Raw genomic sequence first — 17,876 nt, 5'->3', positions numbered from 1 at the left:
GAAACGAACGGGGCAGGACGCGGTTTGGTCATTTCCAGTATTGCAGACGGGCTGGTGCGCGGCATCGAATCCGTGGGCGACACGATCTCGGAGTCGCTGTTCGAACCGGTGATCCGGCTGGGCGTGACCGGTCTGGCGCGCTCGGGCAAGACGGTGTTCATCACCTCGCTGGTGGCCAACCTGATGGATCGCGGGCGGATGCCGGGCCTCGTCGCGGCGCAGGAAGGCCGCATCCAGAGCGCGTTCCTGCAGCCACAACCCGACGACACCGTGCCGCGCTTCGATTTCGAAAGCCACCTCGCCGACCTGACCGCGCGACAGCCGCGCTGGCCCGACAGCACCCGCGCGATCAGCGAATTGCGCCTGTCGCTCCGGGTGCGGTCCTCCGGCCTGCTGGCCGGACTGCAGGGGCCGCGCACCATCCATCTCGACATCGTGGACTACCCCGGCGAATGGCTGCTCGATCTCGCGCTGCTGGACAAGTCCTACGCCCGCTGGAGCGCCGAGACGCTCGATCGCATCGCCCCCCGCGACGAGGCCGCCGCCTTTCGCGCGCTGTCCACCGGCACCGACGCGACCGCACCGCTCGAGGAATCGGTTGCGCAAGCCCTCGCGCGCAGCTTCACGGCCTACCTGACGGCAGCGCGCGACGCGGGTTTCTATGACTGCACACCCGGGCGCTTCTTCCTGCCGGGCGACCTCGCCGGTTCTCCGGTCCTGACCTTCGCCCCCTTGCCCGAACAGCCGAACGCCCCGCGCCGCAGCCTCTGGCGCGAAATGGAACGGCGCTATGACGCCTACAAGGCGCAGGTGGTCAAACCGTTCTTCCGCGACCATTTCGCCCGCATCGACCGGCAGGTGGTTCTGGTCGACGCGTTGGGGGCCATCCACAAGGGGCCGCGCGCGGTGCAGGACATGCGCGGCGCAATGACCGATATCCTCGGCGCGTTTCGCCCCGGTACCAATGCGTTCCTGACGAAACTGCTTCTGGGCAAGCGGGTCGAGAAGATCCTGTTCGCCGCCACCAAGGCAGACCATCTGCACCACAGCCAGCACGCCCGCCTGACCGCGATCATGGAGGCTCTGACGCGGGACGCCCGCGACCGGGCACGCTTTGCCGGGGCCGAGACTTCGGCGCTGTCGATCGCCGCCCTGCGCGCCACCACCGAGGAAACCCGCGAGCACGAGGGCCGCAAGCTCGACTGCGTGCGCGGCACATTGCTGGACAGCGGCAAGGCCGCCGCCTTCTACCCGGGAGAACTGCCCGAAGACCCCGCCCATCTGCTCGGCCCGGCGCGCGAGGGCGCCGACAGCTGGCTTGGCGAGGACTACCGGATCATGTCCTTCGCCCCCGCACCGCTAACCCTGAAACCGGGCGACGGGCCGCCGCATATCCGGCTGGATCGCGCCGCCCAGTTCCTGTTCGGAGACCGGCTGTGACAGTGACCTTGCGCGCCGCCCGCCCCACCGATGCCGGGGCCACCGGAACGATCCTGCGCCAGGGCCTGCCGCCTGCCCAGGCGGCGCAGCATTCGACGGCGGAAACCATCGCCTTCTGCGGCACGATGATCGACCGGGGCTGGGTCACGGTGGCCGAAGCGGATGGTCGGGTGCAGGGCTTCGTCGCGCGCGACGGAGCCGAGATCTGCGCGCTCTACCTCGCGCCGCACGCGCAAGGCCGGGGACTCGGGCGGATGCTGCTCGAGGCCACCAAGCGCCACGCCGACCGGCTGCACCTGCGCAGTCTGACCGGCAACCTGCGCGCCCGCAGGCTCTATACCCGCGCGGGGTTTCGCCCCATCGCGCCCGAAACCTGCGCCGAGTCCGCGCAGAACATCCACTATGTGTGGACGAGGGAGGCCGCCGCATGACCCAGGGCCCGGTCCTGATCGATCTCGAAGACAGCGAAACCCCGGTCTCGGTCGCCGACGCGCCCCCGGTGCCCGACCCGCACGGCCCGCCCCCCAGCGGGCAGGCGATGCAGATCGCCGCCCGCGTCGCCGCCCGCCGCCCCTCGCGGCTGGCGCGCTGGTTCTGGGGTCTCGCCAGCGCGGTGATCGGCGCGATGATGTCGGTCGCGGCCTGGGATTTCGCCACCGGGCTGGTGGCCCGCGCCCCGGTGCTCGGCTGGACGGTCACCGGGCTGATCGCGGCGCTGCTGCTGGTGCTGCTGCTGATCGCCCTGCGCGAGATGGCGGCGATCTCCCGGCTCGGGCGCATCGACAGCCTGCACCGCGCCGCCGATGCGGCGCTGGCCAGCCAGGACCTGGCCCAGGCCAGGGCCGTGACCGACAAGCTGCTCGCCTTCTATGCCGGGCGCGAGGACACGCGCTGGGGCCGCGACCGCTTCCGCGAGCGCGCCGGTGACCAGTTCGACGCCGCAGCCCTGCTGGAACTGGCCGAAGACGACATTCTCGCACCGCTCGACGCCGCCGCCTCGCGCGAGGTCGAGGCCGCCGCGCGGCAGGTCGCCACCGTGACCGCGCTGGTGCCGCTGGTCCTGGCCGATGTCGCCGCGGCACTCACCGCGAATCTCCGGATGATCCGGCGGGTGGCCGAGGTCTATGGCGGCCGCTCGGGCCTGATCGGCAGTTGGCGGCTCACGCGCGCGGTCTTTACGCATCTGGTCGCCACCGGCGCCGTCGCCGTGGGCGACGACCTGCTCGAACCAGTGCTGGGCGGTTCGATCCTGTCGAAACTCTCGCGCCGCTTCGGCGAGGGGCTGGTCAACGGCGCCCTCTCGGCCCGCGTCGGCGTCGCCGCGATGGAGGTCTGCCGCCCCCTGCCCTTCACGCGCGACCGCCGCCCCTCGGTGCGCGGCATCGTCAAACGGGCGCTGACCGGGCTGATCGGCCGCAGCCCCGGCTGATTTCCGCGAACCGCCACTTCGTGCTAGACTGACCCCATCCACGAAAGGACGGTGTCATGTCGGACCCTTCCGGCATCGCAGAGCATTATCGCGGCGACGGGTTGATGGCCCGGATAGAGGCTGCCCTCGCCGCGCATGGGGCAACGCCACCGCTCGACATCGATACGCTGGCGCTGTTTGACGAATTCCACATCGGCGGACGCGCCGCCACGCAGGCCCTGCTGCCCGGCCTCGCGGTCACCGCTACCAGCCGCGTACTCGACCTCGGCTGTGGGCTCGGCGGACCGGCGCGGTTCATCGCCCGCACCACCGGCGCGCGGGTCACCGGGATCGACCTCACCCCCGACTTCGTCGCGGCGGCGCAGGCGCTGACCGGCCTCGCGCTGCTGCTGGACCGGGTGCAGGTGCTACAGGGCGACGTTCTTCACCTGCCCTTTGCGGATGACAGCTTCGACGCCGCCTACATGATCCATGTCGGCATGAACATCGCCGACAAGCCGGCACTGATGCGCTCGGTCGCGCGGGTGTTGAAGCCGGGCGGCCGGTTCGTCCTCTACGACGTCATGGCCCGCTCCCATTCCGCCGCGCCCGGTTACCCGGTGCCCTGGGCCAGCAGCGCCGCGCAGAGCGCGCTGGCCGAACCGCGCGCCTATCGCGCCGCGCTCACCGCCGCCGGCTTCGCGATCCTGTCCGAAACCGATCGCTCGGACCTGCTGCGCCCGCCGCCCGCAGGTGCGAGCGCCCAGCCGCTGGGCCTGCACCTGGTGATGGGGCCAGAGTCCGGCACCAAGATCGCCAACATGGCGGCGGCGGTGCGCGCTGGCACGATCGCCCCGATCGAGATCGTCTCCCGCCTTGCAGCGCCGCGGGCTTGATCTGCCGCAAGGCGGCCCCGTGCCCGCGTGCGCAGACTGCACGCAACAGCAGGAGACGCCGCCATGCCGGATCACGGACACAGCCCGCAGGAGGTTCACGCACGCATCACAGCCCCACAGGGGCGCGGGGTGCTGCGCGACTTGGTCTATGGCGCCATCGATGGCTCGGTCACCACCTTCGCCATCGTCGCGGGTGTCGCCGGGGCGGGCCTGTCGCCCTTCGTGATCGTCGCGCTCGGCCTTGCCAACGTTCTGGCCGACGGGTTTTCCATGGCCGCCGGGAACTATTCCGGCACCAAGGCCGAACAGGACAACATCCACCGCATCCGCGCCATCGAGGAGCGCCACATCGCCCGCTACCCCGAGGGCGAGCGCCGCGAGGTGCGCGAGATCCTGGCCCAGAAGGGCCTGAACGGTCAGGTCCTCGAGGACGCGACGGATGCGATCACCGCGGACAAGGAGAACTGGATCGGGCTCATGCTGGAGGGCGAATACGGTCTCGGCGGAATCGACCCGAACCCGATGCGCGCCGCGCTCGCGACCTTCGGCGCCTTCCTCGTCGCCGGTCTCATCCCGCTCCTGCCCTTCGTCCTGGGGCTGCCCGATGCCTTCACCCTCAGCGCCGTCAGCACCATGTGCGTGTTCTTCGCCATCGGCGCCCTGAAAAGCCGCTGGTCGCTGTCCGCTTGGTGGCGCTCGGGGATCGAAACGCTGCTGATCGGCGGGCTGGCCGCCGCCATCGCCTATGGTGTCGGCACGCTGTTTCACGCGTGAGGCGACCCGCGGGCCGCGCGACGCCGCGCGCCTTGAAGTGACTTCCCACCCGCCGACCGCGCTCGACCCAATTCAAACACCTGGTTTGAAACGGAAAAGGCTGCCCGAACAGCGCCCGGCCCCGTCCCGCGCGGCCTGCGCGCCTTCACCCACTTTACCCCGCCCGCCCACGCGCCTATAACCGCGCGCATGTGCCATGCCCGTCTCATTGCCACGCGAATTATCGTCCCGGCGCTCTGACCCCCAGACGCCGGGCACAGGTGTTCGAGCCCTCGCACCGACCGCTTGCAGACATTTCCGACACGCTCCATCCGAAGGACGCCCGCCATGTGCGCCGACACGATCACCGAAACACCCGACTACAAATCGACCCTGAACCTGCCCCGCACCGACTTCCCGATGCGCGCGGGCCTGCCGAAGCGCGAACCCGAGTGGCTGAAACGCTGGGAAGAGCTCGACATCTACGGCCGCCTGCGCGCCAAGCAAGGCCGCACGCCGTTCACTCTGCATGACGGCCCGCCCTACGCCAACGGCAACCTGCACATCGGCCACGCGCTGAACAAGACGATCAAGGACATGATCGTGCGCAGCCACCAGATGATGGGGTATGATGCGCGCTACATCCCCGGCTGGGACTGCCACGGCCTGCCCATCGAATGGAAGATCGAGGAGAAATACCGCGCCAAGGGCTTGGACAAGGACGCGGTGGACGTGGTCGAGTTCCGCCAGGAATGCCGCGACTTCGCCGCCGGCTGGGTCGACATCCAGCGCGAGGAATTCAAACGCCTCGGCGTCACCGGCAACTGGGCCGAGCCCTACCTCACGATGGATTTCCACGCCGAACGCGTGATCGCCGAGGAGTTCATGAAGTTCCTGATGACCGGCACGCTCTACCAGGGCAGCAAGCCGGTGATGTGGAGCCCCGTCGAGCAGACCGCGCTCGCCGAAGCCGAGGTCGAATACCACGACAAGGACAGCTTAACGATCTGGGTGAAGTTCAAGGTCTTGGGTGACAGCGATCTTGCCGGTGCCCATGTCGTCATCTGGACCACCACCCCCTGGACGATCCCGTCGAACAAGGGTGTCGTCTATGGCGAGGACTTCGACTATGGCCTCTACGAAGTCACCGGAACGCCGGAGGAATCCTGGGCCAATGTCGGCGACAAGTTCATCCTGGCCGACAAGCGCGCCGAGGACGTGATGACGCGCGCCCGCCTGGAAGACGGCATGTGGACGCGCCTGCGCGATGTCACCTCCGGCGAATTGTCCGGCCTCTCGCTCGCCCACCCGCTCGCCGGGGTCGAAGGTGGCGACGGCGAATGGGACGCGCCCCGCGATTTCCGCGCCGCGCCCTTCGTCACCGACGAAGACGGCACCGGCTTCGTCCATTGCGCGCCCTCACACGGGATGGACGAATTCGAACTTTACCGCGACGCCGGGATGCTGGCCGAGGTCATCACCTACAATGTCGACCCCGACGGCACCTTCCGCGCCGACCTGCCGCTCTTCGGCGGCAAGGCGATCCTCAAGCCCAACGGCAAGGAGGGCGACGCCAACAAGGCGGTGATCGACAAGCTGGTCGAGGTCGGCGGGTTGCTGGCGCGCGGCAAGATCAAGCACTCCTACCCGCATTCCTGGCGCTCGAAAGCGCCGGTGATCTACCGCAACACGCCGCAATGGTTCGCCGCCATCGACAAGCCGGTGGGCGATGGGCAGGACACATACGGCACCACGATTCGCGAACGCGCCCTGACCAGCATCGACGAGCTGGTGAAATGGACTCCGAAAACCGGGCGCAACCGGCTCTACTCGATGATCGAATCCCGCCCCGACTGGGTGCTGTCCCGCCAGCGCGCCTGGGGCGTGCCGCTGACCTGTTTCGTCAAGAAGGGCGCCAAGCCCACGGACGAGGATTTCCTGCTGCGCAACAAGCAGGTCAACCGCCGCATCACCTCCACTTTCGAGGCCGAAGGCGCCGACGCCTGGTACGAGGAAGGCGCCAAGAAACGCTTCCTCGAAGGGATCGTGAACCCCGACGACTACAACCAGGTGTTCGATATCCTCGACGTGTGGTTCGATTCAGGCTCCACCCATGCCTTCGTGCTGCGCGACCGCGAGGACGGCACAGCGGACGGCATCGCCGATGTCTACATGGAAGGCACCGACCAACACCGCGGCTGGTTCCATTCCTCGATGCTGCAGGCCTGCGGCACAATCGGGCGCGCGCCCTATCGCAACGTGGTCACGCATGGCTTCACGCTGGACGAGAAGGGCAACAAGATGTCCAAATCGCTCGGCAACACCATCGTGCCCGAAAAGATCGTGCAGCAATACGGGGCCGACATCCTGCGGCTCTGGGTGGCGCAGACCGATTACACCGCCGATCAGCGCATCGGGCCCGAGATCCTGAAAGGCGTGGCCGACAGTTACCGCCGCCTGCGCAACACGATGCGCTTCATGCTGGGCAGCCTCGCCGATTTCACCGAGGCCGACCGGATCGAACCCGCCGAGATGCCCGAACTGGAACGCTGGGTGCTGCATCGGCTCGCGGATCTCGACGACACCGTGCGCAAGGGCTATGCGGGGTTCGACTTCCAGGGCGTGTTCCAGGCGGTCTTCACCTTTGCCACCGTCGACCTGTCGGCCTTCTATTTCGACGTGCGCAAGGACGCGCTCTATTGCGACGGCGACACGCCGCGGCGCCGCGCGGCGCGCACGGTGCTCGACATCCTGTTCCACCGCCTGACGACATGGCTCGCGCCGATCCTAGTCTTCACGATGGAGGAAGTCTGGCTCGAACGCTTCCCCGGTGCGGAAAGTTCGGTGCATCTCGTCGACATGCCGGAAACCCCGGCCTCGTGGCGGGACGACGCGCTGGCCGCGAAATGGGCGATGATCCGGCAGGCTCGCCGTGTCGTGACGGCGGCGCTCGAGGTGCAGCGCACCGACAAGGTGATCGGCGCGTCGCTGGAAGCGGCCCCCGTCGTGCATGTCCGCGACGCCGAGATGCTGGCGGCGCTGAAATCGGTGCATTTCGACGATCTCTGCATCACCTCGGCCCTGACCCTGACCGACGATCCCAGCCCGGCAGAGGCCTTCCGCATGCCCGAGACCGAAGGCGTTGGCGTGGTGTTCGAAAAGGCCGACGGGACGAAATGCCAGCGCTGCTGGAAGATCCTGCCCGATGTCGGAACCCACGCCCATCCGGGCGTCTGCGGTCGCTGCGACAGCGCGTTGACCTGACCCGCCACCGCCGGCGCACACGATCACGCGTGCCGCCGGCGGCCCCCAGGGCCGGACGCAAGTGCGGGACAGAAACGGCAGGCGCACCCTGCCCCTTCATCTTCGCAAAAATACTCGACTCCCACGCCAACAGGCGGCACGGCGGTCGGTCTGTGTCGTTGACCTTTCCAGATGAACCCGCCTTAACTGCCGGGATCACAGATCGGTCTCCATCATGACTCTCTTCGTCTTCCTTTCCGTTCTGTTCGCCGCCTTCCTGCACGCGCTCTGGAACGCACTGATCAAGGTCGGCGTCTCCAAGGTGACGGGGATGCTGATCATGACCCTCGTGCAGGGGGCCGCCGGCCTGCTGATCGCTCTCAGCCGCCCCTGGCCCGCCGCCGAGGTGCTGCCCTGGCTCGCCGCCTCGGGCCTGTTTCATGCAGGATACAAACTGTTTCTCGCCTTCGCCTACGAGCAGGGCGATCTCAGCCGGGTCTATCCGATCGCGCGCGGCACGGCGCCGATGATCGTGACCGGCATCAGCGCGCTCTTCCTCGCCGACATGATCGCGCCGCTTGAATACGCGGGCATCCTGATCCTCGGCACCGGCATCGCGGTGATGGCGCGGGGCGCCTTCACAAATGGCGAGTCGCGCCGGCTGGTGCCGCTCGCATTGGGGTCGGCGCTGATGACGGCGGGCTATTCGCTGGTCGACGGGCTGGGCGCGCGGGTCTCCGGCGACGCGATGATGTATGTCGGCTGGCTCTTCGCACTGGACGCGCTGCTCTTCACGCCGATCTGTCTCGCCTTGCGCGGGCGCAGCGTCCTGCGCGCCTCTGCGCGCGACTGGGTGACCGGCGGGCTGGCGGCGGCGGCCTCCTACGGCGCCTACGCGATCGCGGTCTGGGCGATGACCCAGGCCCCGATCGCACTGGTCGCCGCCCTGCGCGAGACCTCGATCCTGTTCGCTGTCCTGATCGGCTGGCTGGTCTTCGGCGACCGGATGGATCGGGGCAAGGCGATCGCCGCCGGGCTCATCGTCAGCGGCATGGCGCTGACCCGACTCTGAGTCACTGAAGCGGCGGCATCCGGTTGAACCAGTCGATGTCGCGCACGCTGATCACGCCCGACAGGATCACGACCACCGCGATCGCCCAGAGAATGAAGGCCACGATGGTGGTGATCCACGCCTTCTTCTTCAGATTGTGCACCTCTGGCGCGGCCGAATGGGTGCCGGGCACGACCTCCCCCACGTCGCCCTGCGTCGTCACCCGGATCGGCAGCGCGATCAGGAAGGTCATGAACCAGAAGACGGCATAGAGAACGATTGCCGATGTGATCGCCATGACTGACCTCCGTTTCGGTATAACCTAGACGCGATACCGGGGGAGTAAAGATCAGACCTGTTCGAGTTCGACAAGGCAGCCGTTGAAATCCTTGGGATGCAGGAACAGCACCGGCTTGCCGTGGGCGCCGATCTTGGGCTCCCCGGTGCCCAGAACCCGCGCGCCGGTCTTCTGCAGGTGGTCGCGCGCGGCCAGGATGTCGTCGACCTCGTAGCAGACATGGTGGATGCCGCCCGACGGGTTCTTGTCGAGAAAGCCTTGGATCGGGCTGTTCTCGCCCAGCGGGTAGAGCAGTTCGATCTTGGTGTTGGGCAGTTCGATGAACACCACGGTCACGCCGTGGTCGGGTTCGTCCTGCGGGGCGCCGACCACGGCGCCGAGCGCGTTGGCGTATTGCGCCGAGGCGGCCTCGAGATCCGGCACGGCGATGGCGACATGGTTCAGGCGTCCGATCATGGCAAACTCTCCTTGCTGCGGGTTGCCCGGTTATGCGGCGGCGCAGCGTAAAGGGCAAGTCTCCCATTAACGCCCTGTTAGCCAACGGTCCCTAGCCTGAGTCGTGTCTGCTGAGAGGAGCCTCAAAATGGACGATTCGGACCCGTTCGCCGCCCCGACCCGCATCGCGACCGCCAACCGGCCGCTGCTGGGGCTGACCATCCTGGTTGTCGAGGACAGCCGCTATGCCTGCGAGGCGATGCGATTGCTCTGCCTGCGCAGCGGCGCCCGCATCCGCCGCGCCGATTGCCTGAAATCCGCGCGACGACATCTGCAGGTCTATCGGCCATCGGTGGTGATCGCCGATCTGGGCCTGCCCGACGGTTCGGGCCTCGACCTGATCCGCGAGCTTGCAGAGGCAAGCCCGAAGGTGCCGGTGATCCTCGGAACCTCGGGCGACGATACCGGCGAGGAGGCGGCGATCGCCGCCGGCGCCGACGGGTTCCTGCCCAAGCCGATCACCTCGCTGGCGCTGTTCCAGAACGCCGTTCTGTCCCGCCTGCCGGCCGATCAGCGCCCGCTGGGGCCGCGCGTGGTGCAGGACGATTCGGTCTGCCCCGACCTCATGGCCTACCAGGACGACATGGCGCATGTGGCCGACGTGCTGAAGGACCGCGCCGAGGAGGGCAAGACGCTCGACTACGTGGCGCAGTTCGTCGGCGGCGTGGCCCGCAGCGCACAGGACACAGCGCTGGAACAGGCGGCCGCCTCGCTGGCCGCGGCGCGCAAGTCCGGCGCACCGGTGGCCGGCGACACCGCCCGCATCGCCGGGCTGGTGCGCGAACGGCTGGAGCAGAAACAGGCGATCTGAAATGCTGGAAACCTTCCTGATCGCCACCCTGTCGCTGGGCCTTGTGCTCGCCGTCCAGGCCTGGTCCGCCGCACGGGAAACCCGCCGCGCCCGCCAGGCGCTGCACCGCAACCGGCGGGCCTGAGCGGGTCCGCCTCCGGACATGGCCGCGGGGCATCGCCCCGGTGCCGCTCTGCGCCGGTCAGAGCAACAGCCCCGGGTCGCGCCCCATGTCGAGCCCCGGAAACACCGTGCCATCCAGCGCCGTCCGGTCCAGCCCGGTCAGAGCCCGCATGATCCACGCCGCCGGCGCGCGCACGTCCCCTGTCGGCATCAGGTCGCGCCGGTCATAGAGATCGGCCTCGGCGAGGCCCGGCCAATCGCCGTAAACCCGCCCGCCCCGGATCGCGCCCCCGGCCAGAACCATCGCGCCGCCCGTGCCATGGTCCGTGCCGCCGGTGCCGTTGACGCGCACGGTGCGGCCGAACTCGGTCATGGCGATGATCGCGGTCTTCTGCCAGATCTCCGGGCCGACCCCGTCGCGCAGCGCCAGGATCGTGTCGCCCAGACGTTCCAGCGCCCGGCTCAGCGCGCGATCCTGCCGGTTATGCGTGTCCCAGCCGTTGATCGAGAACGAGGCGACGCGGGTCTCGCCGCGCAACTGCTCTGCGGCGAAATCGGCGATTCTGACATGCGGACGCGCCTTGCCGGTCGCCGCATCGCCATCGGCCGACAGCATCGTGGCCTCGGCCAGCGCGGCGTGCAGCGCCGGATCCTCCTGCATCACGAGATCGGCAAGCCGCAGCGCCTGCGAGCTGATCGCGAGATCGGCATCGGGCGACCAGTCGGCCACCGGAGCGGGCCCGGCGAGCAGCTTCATCTCGCCCTGCCCGATCGCGAAGGCGGTGCGCGCCTCGACCCCGGGCAACAGCGTCAGCATCCGGTTCAGCCACCCGTCGCGCACGCCCTCGAGGCTGCTCGTGCCCGCCTCCAGCAGGTCCTGCCCGTCGAAATGGCTCCGCTTGTCGCGATAGGGCGTCGACACCGCGTGCACGAAGCCCAGATCGCCCGCCCGCCACAATGGCATCAGCGGCGACAGCGCCGGGTGCAGCGCAAAGAACCCGTCCAGATCGACCGCGCCGCCCGCAGGCCCCGCGGACAATCCCTGGCGCAGCGCGGCAAACTCCGGCGCGCCATGGGGTTGCACCACGTCCAGCCCATCCATCCCGCCGCGCAGGATGATCACCACCAGCCGCCCCTCCCACGGGGCGGCTGCGAAACTGACCCGCGTCAGAAGCGGACTGGCCGCCAGCGAACAGCCCACCAGGGCGGAGCGGGACAGGAAGGCGCGGCGGTTCAGGGTCGGTGACATGGCAGGCTCCTATCGGCGCTGAAATGCGGGGGCGGACAGCACGAGGCCAACCGCGTCGGCCCGGCTTTCGGCGGAGGCGGCGGCAAACCGCACCGGTTCGGTCGCAAAGGCGCCAAGAGTGGTGTCCACGAAGCTGCGCGGCTCGGGCAGGTCCGGGCGCAGGGCCGAGGGCGCCGACAGCGCCCAGAGCAGCCGCGCCGACACCGCCTGCGGGGTGATCCACGCCGCATCCTCCTCGGCCCACCCGTCAGGGCCGCGCGGGCGGAACAACGGCTGGCCCATCTTGGCCAAAGGATCGATCAGCAGGCGGCGCGCCCGGCGCGGCTCGAGCGCGGCAAGCCGTTCGGGCGGAACCGCCAGCGCGCGGCAGGCGCTGGCCACGTAGTCGAGCGGCGGCTTGATGTTGGCGGGCCCCGCGGCCCAGGCCGCGGGGTGTTCGATCAGCGCGCCATAGACCGCCATCAGGTCGCCGCCGGTCTCGAGGTACCGCGCCGTGACGTGATCGACCAGCGCCGGGTCGGGCGCATCGCTCACGAAATGCACCGCAAGCTTGCGCGCGATATGGCGTGCGGTCGCCGGATGCACCGCCAGGTCGCGCAGCGTGTCCAGAACCGGCTCCAGCCGCGCCGGATCGCCGCCATAGCTCTTGCCCAGCACGGTTTCGGCCCCCGGCTCGGCGCGGCGCGGCTGAAAGGCGAAGCCCTTCGCCGCCGTATAGGTCAGGCCGGTGAACAGCTCGGCCAACTGGCGCACGTCGTCCTGCGTATAGGGACCGTCGACGCCCAGCGTGTGCAGTTCCAGCACTTCGCGGGCGAGGTTCTCGTTCAGGCCGCGCCCGTCCGCGCGCCCCCGCGCCAGCCGGCTGCCCGGCCCGACCGAGGCCGACTGGTCGAGATAGTGCAGCATCATCGGATGCGTCGTCACCGCGATCAGAAGGTCGGCGAAGCGCCCCGCGACATGCGGGCGGATCGCCGATTGCTCGTAGGGCAGCGCCCCGGACAGCATGATCGAGGACTTGCCCATGACAGTGAAATGATCGGCCCAGAAGGCGGTCAGCCGCTCGCGCAGCGGCGTTTCGCTCCAGGTCCAGCGCAGCAGGCGTTGCAGATGCCAGCGGTTGCGCGCGGCAGTCAAGCTCCGGCGCAAGACGCGCTGGTTCTCGATCTTGTCCTTGCGGTTTTTCGCGGTCTCTCGAACGGCGCGCGCGGCCGCGATCTGCTCGGAAAACGCCGTGAAATCCTCGATCGGAAAGCGCGCGGACATGGCGTCCGGCCCGTCCAGCCCGGCCAGCAGGGCCTCGGGCGTGGCAGGCGGCGCAAGCGCCGGGGACAATCCGCAGCCAAAGCGCAGCGCGGCCAGATCGGGGCTGAAGGTCACGGCACGGGCCTCTGTCGATTCCACTGAGGCCAATATAGGCGATGCGCGCCACGATTGCAGCGCCGCACCTGCCCGTCACGCAACCGTGTGCGCCCGCGCGCGGATTTCAGCGCAGCCCGGTTCAGTCCTCCTGCGGGATCACCCGCAGGCCAAGCTCCATCAGCTGATCGCTCGTCGGCTCGGAGGGGGCCGACATCATCAGGTCCTCGGCGCGCTGGTTCATCGGGAACATGATGACCTCGCGGATGTTCGCCTCGTCCGCCAGCAGCATGACGATGCGGTCGATGCCGGCCGCACAGCCCCCGTGCGGCGGCGCGCCGTACTGGAAGGCGTTGACCATGCCGCCAAAGCGCTTGCGCACCTCGGATTCGTCATAGCCCGCAATCTCGAAGGCCTTGAACATGATCTCGGGCTTGTGGTTCCGGATCGCGCCGGACACCAGCTCGTACCCGTTGCACGCGAGGTCGTACTGATAGCCCAGCACCTTCAGCGGATCACCCTGCAGCGCTTCCATCCCGCCCTGCGGCATCGAGAACGGGTTGTGCTCGAAATCGATCCTGCCGGTATCCTCGTCCTTCTCGTAGATCGGGAAATCCACGATCCAGGCAAAGGCGAACCGGTCTTTGTCGGTCAGGTTCAGCTCCTCGCCGATCACGTCGCGCGCCTTGCCCGCCACCCGCTCGAAAGCCGACGGCTTGCCGCCGAGGAAGAAGGCCGCATCGCCCACGCCAAGGCCCAGTTGCTGGCGGATCGCCTCGGTGCGCTCGGGGCCGATGTTCTTGGCCAGCGGACCGGCGGCTTCAAACTCGCCAAAATATGCATTGGTCAAGAATCTTGCCTTTTCAAGATCATTGTCTAGAAGGGCTTGCCTAATTCTATCTGCACCAAGCGCCTGCTCCGATTGAGCGAGCATCTCAAAATGTGAGTTTAGCTGCGTCGCCGCATCCTTGCCTTGCACTTTGCTCCATAACAGATTCCGCAATGCTCCAACTGCTTCAAGTTTATCCTCGAAGCTTGTGTCTCCGCGTTCCCGCCAGAAGATATAGCCCATGCCGGGCAGCCCTTCCTTCTGGGCAAAGGCGTTCATCCGGTCGCAGAACTTGCGCGACCCGCCGCCGGGGGCCGGAATGGCGCGGATCTCGGTGCCGTCCTGTTCCAGCAGCTTGGCAAAGATCGCGAAGCCCGAGCCGCGGAAATGCTCCGAGCAGTCCTGCATCTTGATCGGGTTCCTGAGGTCGGGCTTGTCGGTGCCATACCAAAGGGCGGCGTCGCGATAGCTGATCTGCGGCCAGACCCGGTCGACCTTGCGGCCGCCGCCGAACTCTTCGAACACGCCCGCCAGCACCGGCTGGATCGCGTCGAACACGTCCTGCTGGGTGACGAAGGACATTTCCATGTCGAGCTGGTAGAAATCCGTCGGGCTGCGGTCGGCGCGGGGATCTTCATCGCGGAAACAGGGCGCGATCTGGAAATACTTGTCAAAGCCGCTGACCATGATCAGCTGCTTGAACTGCTGCGGCGCCTGCGGCAGCGCATAGAACTTGCCCGGATGCAGGCGGCTGGGCACGAGGAAATCGCGCGCGCCTTCGGGCGACGAGGCGGTGATGATCGGCGTCTGGTACTCGCGGAACTTCTGGTCCCACATGCGGCGGCGGATGCTGGCCACCACGTCGCTGCGCAGGGTCATGTTCTTCTGCATCGCCTCGCGGCGCAGGTCCAGATAGCGATAGCGCAGGCGGGTTTCCTCGGGATAGTCCTGGTCGCCGAAGACGATCAGGGGCAGCTCGTCCGCGGCCCCCAGAACCTCGAGCTCACGCACATAGACCTCGATCTCGCCGGTCGGCAGCTTGGGGTTCACCAGTTCGGGATCGCGCGCCTTGACCTCGCCATCGATGCGAATGCACCACTCGCTGCGCACCTTTTCCAGCGCCGTGAAGGCGGCGCTGTCGCCGTCGCACAGCACCTGCGTCACGCCGTAATGGTCGCGCAGGTCGATGAACAGAACGCCGCCATGGTCGCGCACGCGATGCACCCAGCCCGACAGGCGGACGGTCTCCCCGACATTGGCGGCGGTCAGATCGGCGCAGGTGTGGCTGCGATAGGCGTGCATGAGGTTCCCTCCAAGGGCGTTTGGCTGCGTCGGGCCGATACACATTGCCTGAGAGGGGAAGTCAAGAGAGGCCGCGGGTCAGCTCGAACCGGCAGGCCCGCGCGCCCTGCGCGCAGCAGGCGGTTTCGCGGCAGACGGCGTCGCCATGCACCAACACCTGATACAGTCGCGCAAAGACCGCCGCGTGCCAATCACAGATCGGGCGGTCGGCCAGTTCACCGCGCACGACCGGATTGTCGCAGATGTCGAAACAGGTGGGCGAAATCACGGTAAAGCCCCCCGATCCGGCAAAGGTCCAGGCATGGCGGTCGATCGCCTTGGCCAGCAGACGGGCCGCAAGCGGCGCGGGCAGTGCCTTCAGCAGGATCTGTGCCGCGCGGGGAATGCGGTGGGCCAGTATGTAATCGGCGGTCCCGGTCCCCGCCTCGCTCAGCAGCGCCGCCGCCCGGTCGGGCAAGGCGCGGCGCAACTGCTGATGCAGCCGTGCGGCGGGGGCCTCGTCGATCATGGTGGTGCCGTCGGGCACCGTGACGTCGGCGGCCTGCAAAAGCTGTCCGCGCAGCGCAGGGCCGCCTGCGCGGTCCAGCACGGGCAGCAGTTGCAGGATCGCATTGGGGCCGATCAGGCCGGTGTCAGACATCTTCCATCTGCTGGGCGCCGCCGCCGCAGGCTTTCACCTCGGTTCCGTCCCGCCCAGAGGCGGGCAAGCCGGTGTCGGGCATCTTGAACGCGCGTTCTTTGGCGCGTTCCTTGCCCTGCGCGCGGATCGCTTCACGCCGTTCGGCGGCGCGGGCGGCCTTGTCGGCACTGGCTTCCCAGTCCTCCATCTGCGCCTCGGCGATGGTGCGGGTCTCGTCGAAATGGAAATCAAGCTTGTTCTTGGATTGCGGCCCGGTGTAGCCGACCTTGCCCAGATCATAGAAGGTGCGCGCGAATCCGGCCTTGGCGAAGGCCTTCAGACACCCGAGCAGGTAGCGCCGGCGGAACCCGGTGCCGCGCCACGGGTAATGAAACAGCGCCTTCTTCATGTAGAAGCGGCGGTAGTTGTTCATCACCCCGTCGAGCAATTCGCCCCGCTCCATCGCCTTGGGCTTCATGATCGGGGTGACGAAATTGTAGCGGGAGAAATCGAACACCTCGACCTTGTCCTTGAGTTCCTGAAACAGCGGCGTGAAGGGCCAGGGCGTGTACATCGCCCAGTTGGCCAGATCCGGCTGCCAGTCCCAGGCCATCTTGTAGGTCTCGTTCAGCGTCTCGGGCGTTTCGTTGTCCAGGCCCACGATGAACTGCGCCTCGACCAGGATGTCAGCCTCGCGCAAGAGGCGGATCGCTTCCTTGTTTTCCTCGACCTTGGTTTCCTTGTTGAACTGGTCCAGCTTGAGCTGCGCCGCCGCCTCGGTGCCAAGACTGACATGCACCAGCCCCGCCTCGCGGTAGAACTTCAGCAACTCCTTGTCGCGCATGATGTCGGTGACGCGGGTGTTGATGCCCCATTTCACCTTGTCCGGCAGGCCGCGCGCGATCAGTTCCTCGCAGAACTGGATGAATTTCTTGCGGTTGATGGTGGGTTCCTCGTCCGCGAGGATGAAGAAGCCGATATCCTGCTCCCGGACCAGCGTCTCGATCTCGTCGACCACCTTCTTCGGGTCGCGCACGCGATAGTCGCGCCAGAACTTCCATTGCGAGCAGAACGAACAGGTGAACGGGCAACCGCGCGCCATGTTCGGGATGGCGACGCGCGTGTTCAGCGGGATGTAGATGTATTTCTCCCATTCCAGGATGGTCCAGTCCGGGTTGATCGCATCCAGATCCTTGACCGTGCTGGCGGCCTGCGTGGCGACGATCTCATCGCCATCGATGAAGGCCAGCCCCTTGATCTGGCGCCGGGTCTCGGGCCAGCCCCCGTCGCGGATGGCGCACATCAGATCGCGACAGATCTCCTCGCCCTCGCCGCGCACGATCACGTCGATCCAGGGCGCCTCGCTCAGGACCTGCTTGTACATGAAGGTCGCATGGACCCCGCCCATCACCCGCACCGCGTCCGGACAATGGAGCTGCGCCAGCCGCAACACCTCCTCCGCCTTGTAGATCGATGGCGTGATCGCGGTGACCCCGACCACGTCGGGCTTCAGTGCCGCGATCTGCTCGCCCAGCGCCCCGTCCTCGATATCGTTGGTCATCGCATCGATGAAATGGATGTCGTCGAACCCGGCCGAGCGGAGATGCCCCGTCAGGTAGGCGACCCAGGCCGGCGGCCAGCTTCCCGCGATCTCGGCCCCGCCCGAGCGATAATTGGGGTGAACGAAGAGAATACGCATGGCTGACCTCCCGGATTATCAACTCAGGATGACACACTATATGTCACTTAAACTTGACACATATCAAATCGAGAGGGGGAAAGCCGACCACGGCGGGGCCGCGGGCGGGTCGAAAGCTCCTGGCCTTCTCCTTGGGCGGTCATCGGCTCGGCAGCCTGTACCGCCCCGAAAGAAAAACGCGAAAGGGTTTCTTCTTGGTTAAAATACGGCCGCCGGAGGCGGAAAACATGCGTTGCGCCAAAGGAGTCTTCTTGCCTCCGGCGGCCGTATTTGCGCCAAGAAGAAAACAGCCGTGCCAGCGCGCCGGTAATCCCCTTGCACCTGC

Annotated in this window: 16 protein-coding genes; 9 read left to right on the top strand and 7 right to left on the bottom strand. The window is 67.5% G+C overall.

Features of this window, described 5'->3' with window-relative positions; genetic code table 11:
* The first annotated feature begins 24 nt into the window (after positions 1–24).
* From JF290_RS05260 to JF290_RS05230, 7 genes are all read left to right on the top strand, one after another.
* The gene (locus JF290_RS05260; RefSeq protein ID WP_199023998.1) at positions 25–1,440 is read left to right on the top strand and encodes a YcjX family GTP-binding protein; all 1,416 of its coding nucleotides are present in this window, start codon (positions 25–27) and stop codon (positions 1,438–1,440) included.
* Positions 1,437–1,871 carry a GNAT family N-acetyltransferase gene (locus JF290_RS05255; protein WP_328701207.1) on the top strand — a complete coding sequence of 145 codons (435 nt, stop codon included), beginning with the start codon at positions 1,437–1,439 and terminating at the stop codon, positions 1,869–1,871. The genes JF290_RS05260 and JF290_RS05255 overlap by 4 nt, the downstream gene beginning before the upstream one ends.
* On the top strand, positions 1,868–2,869 hold the full coding sequence (locus JF290_RS05250) for a YcjF family protein (protein ID WP_199023716.1): 1,002 nt from the start codon (positions 1,868–1,870) through the stop codon (positions 2,867–2,869). Before JF290_RS05255 ends, JF290_RS05250 begins: the two co-directional genes overlap by 4 nt.
* A 56-nt stretch (positions 2,870–2,925) precedes the next feature.
* Positions 2,926–3,744, top strand: a complete 819-nt coding sequence (locus JF290_RS05245; RefSeq protein WP_199023715.1) for a class I SAM-dependent methyltransferase — start codon at positions 2,926–2,928, stop codon at positions 3,742–3,744.
* Between the two features lie 63 nt (positions 3,745–3,807).
* Positions 3,808–4,518 carry a VIT1/CCC1 transporter family protein gene (locus JF290_RS05240; RefSeq protein ID WP_199023714.1) on the top strand — a complete coding sequence of 237 codons (711 nt, stop codon included), beginning with the start codon at positions 3,808–3,810 and terminating at the stop codon, positions 4,516–4,518.
* 327 nt (positions 4,519–4,845) lie between these two features.
* Positions 4,846–7,761, top strand: a complete 2,916-nt coding sequence (gene ileS, locus JF290_RS05235) for an isoleucine--tRNA ligase (protein ID WP_199023713.1) — start codon at positions 4,846–4,848, stop codon at positions 7,759–7,761.
* Positions 7,762–7,975: 214 nt separating this feature from the next.
* Complete coding sequence (locus tag JF290_RS05230; protein ID WP_199023712.1) at positions 7,976–8,812, top strand: DMT family transporter; 837 nt, start codon at positions 7,976–7,978, stop codon at positions 8,810–8,812.
* Position 8,813: 1 nt separating this feature from the next.
* Here JF290_RS05230 and JF290_RS05225 read toward each other — a convergent pair whose 3' ends face one another.
* Positions 8,814–9,089 carry a DUF1467 family protein gene (locus tag JF290_RS05225; protein WP_199023711.1) on the bottom strand — a complete coding sequence of 92 codons (276 nt, stop codon included), beginning with the start codon at positions 9,087–9,089 and terminating at the stop codon, positions 8,814–8,816.
* A gap of 51 nt (positions 9,090–9,140) precedes the next feature.
* Complete coding sequence (gene mce, locus JF290_RS05220) at positions 9,141–9,545, bottom strand: methylmalonyl-CoA epimerase (protein WP_199023710.1); 405 nt, start codon at positions 9,543–9,545, stop codon at positions 9,141–9,143.
* A 127-nt stretch (positions 9,546–9,672) separates the two neighbouring features.
* On the opposite strand from mce, the gene JF290_RS05215 reads away from it, so the two are divergent.
* Together JF290_RS05215 and JF290_RS19685 are read left to right on the top strand one after the other, a co-directional pair.
* On the top strand, positions 9,673–10,395 hold the full coding sequence (locus tag JF290_RS05215) for a response regulator (protein WP_199023709.1): 723 nt from the start codon (positions 9,673–9,675) through the stop codon (positions 10,393–10,395).
* A gap of 1 nt (position 10,396) precedes the next feature.
* Positions 10,397–10,519 (top strand): hypothetical protein, encoded by a 123-nt coding sequence (locus JF290_RS19685; RefSeq protein ID WP_268911991.1) that lies wholly within the window; start codon positions 10,397–10,399, stop codon positions 10,517–10,519.
* A gap of 57 nt (positions 10,520–10,576) precedes the next feature.
* Here JF290_RS19685 and JF290_RS05210 read toward each other — a convergent pair whose 3' ends face one another.
* The 5 genes from JF290_RS05210 to bchE form a co-directional block, all read right to left on the bottom strand.
* A complete protein-coding gene (locus JF290_RS05210; RefSeq protein WP_199023708.1) occupies positions 10,577–11,746 on the bottom strand; it encodes a DUF1501 domain-containing protein in 1,170 nt (389 codons plus the stop codon).
* A 9-nt stretch (positions 11,747–11,755) separates the two neighbouring features.
* The gene (locus JF290_RS05205; protein WP_328701206.1) at positions 11,756–13,147 is read right to left on the bottom strand and encodes a DUF1800 domain-containing protein; all 1,392 of its coding nucleotides are present in this window, start codon (positions 13,145–13,147) and stop codon (positions 11,756–11,758) included.
* 97 nt (positions 13,148–13,244) lie between these two features.
* Positions 13,245–15,233 carry an aspartate--tRNA ligase gene (gene aspS / locus JF290_RS05200; protein WP_199023707.1) on the bottom strand — a complete coding sequence of 663 codons (1,989 nt, stop codon included), beginning with the start codon at positions 15,231–15,233 and terminating at the stop codon, positions 13,245–13,247.
* A 61-nt stretch (positions 15,234–15,294) separates the two neighbouring features.
* Entirely contained in the window at positions 15,295–15,873 is a 579-nt protein-coding gene (gene bchJ, locus JF290_RS05195) for a bacteriochlorophyll 4-vinyl reductase (RefSeq protein ID WP_199023706.1), read from the bottom strand.
* Positions 15,866–17,551: a magnesium-protoporphyrin IX monomethyl ester anaerobic oxidative cyclase gene (bchE, locus tag JF290_RS05190; RefSeq protein ID WP_199023705.1), complete on the bottom strand. Its 1,686-nt coding sequence runs from the start codon at positions 17,549–17,551 to the stop codon at positions 15,866–15,868. Before bchE ends, bchJ begins: the two co-directional genes overlap by 8 nt.
* Positions 17,552–17,876 lie beyond the last annotated feature (325 nt).

The organism is Sedimentitalea arenosa (genome assembly GCF_016428585.1).
Classification (GTDB): Bacteria; Pseudomonadota; Alphaproteobacteria; order Rhodobacterales; family Rhodobacteraceae; genus Sedimentitalea; species Sedimentitalea arenosa.
The sequence above is the reverse complement of the archived record's forward strand: the minus strand, read 5'-3'. Positions and strand labels throughout refer to the sequence as shown.

What these genes read in the sequence shown, in the direction of transcription:
- JF290_RS05250 (WP_199023716.1), top strand. Translation starts at nt 1,868, where the DNA reads ATGACCCAGGGCCCGGTCCTGATCGATCTCGAAGACAGCGAAACCCCG.
- JF290_RS05245 (WP_199023715.1), top strand. Translation starts at nt 2,926, where the DNA reads ATGTCGGACCCTTCCGGCATCGCAGAGCATTATCGCGGCGACGGGTTG.
- JF290_RS05240 (WP_199023714.1), top strand. Translation starts at nt 3,808, where the DNA reads ATGCCGGATCACGGACACAGCCCGCAGGAGGTTCACGCACGCATCACA.
- ileS (WP_199023713.1), top strand. Translation starts at nt 4,846, where the DNA reads ATGTGCGCCGACACGATCACCGAAACACCCGACTACAAATCGACCCTG.
- JF290_RS05230 (WP_199023712.1), top strand. Translation starts at nt 7,976, where the DNA reads ATGACTCTCTTCGTCTTCCTTTCCGTTCTGTTCGCCGCCTTCCTGCAC.
- JF290_RS05225 (WP_199023711.1), bottom strand. Translation starts at nt 9,089, where the DNA reads ATGGCGATCACATCGGCAATCGTTCTCTATGCCGTCTTCTGGTTCATG.
- mce (WP_199023710.1), bottom strand. Translation starts at nt 9,545, where the DNA reads ATGATCGGACGCCTGAACCATGTCGCCATCGCCGTGCCGGATCTCGAG.
- JF290_RS05215 (WP_199023709.1), top strand. Translation starts at nt 9,673, where the DNA reads ATGGACGATTCGGACCCGTTCGCCGCCCCGACCCGCATCGCGACCGCC.
- JF290_RS19685 (WP_268911991.1), top strand. Translation starts at nt 10,397, where the DNA reads ATGCTGGAAACCTTCCTGATCGCCACCCTGTCGCTGGGCCTTGTGCTC.
- JF290_RS05210 (WP_199023708.1), bottom strand. Translation starts at nt 11,746, where the DNA reads ATGTCACCGACCCTGAACCGCCGCGCCTTCCTGTCCCGCTCCGCCCTG.
- aspS (WP_199023707.1), bottom strand. Translation starts at nt 15,233, where the DNA reads ATGCACGCCTATCGCAGCCACACCTGCGCCGATCTGACCGCCGCCAAT.
- bchJ (WP_199023706.1), bottom strand. Translation starts at nt 15,873, where the DNA reads ATGTCTGACACCGGCCTGATCGGCCCCAATGCGATCCTGCAACTGCTG.
- bchE (WP_199023705.1), bottom strand. Translation starts at nt 17,551, where the DNA reads ATGCGTATTCTCTTCGTTCACCCCAATTATCGCTCGGGCGGGGCCGAG.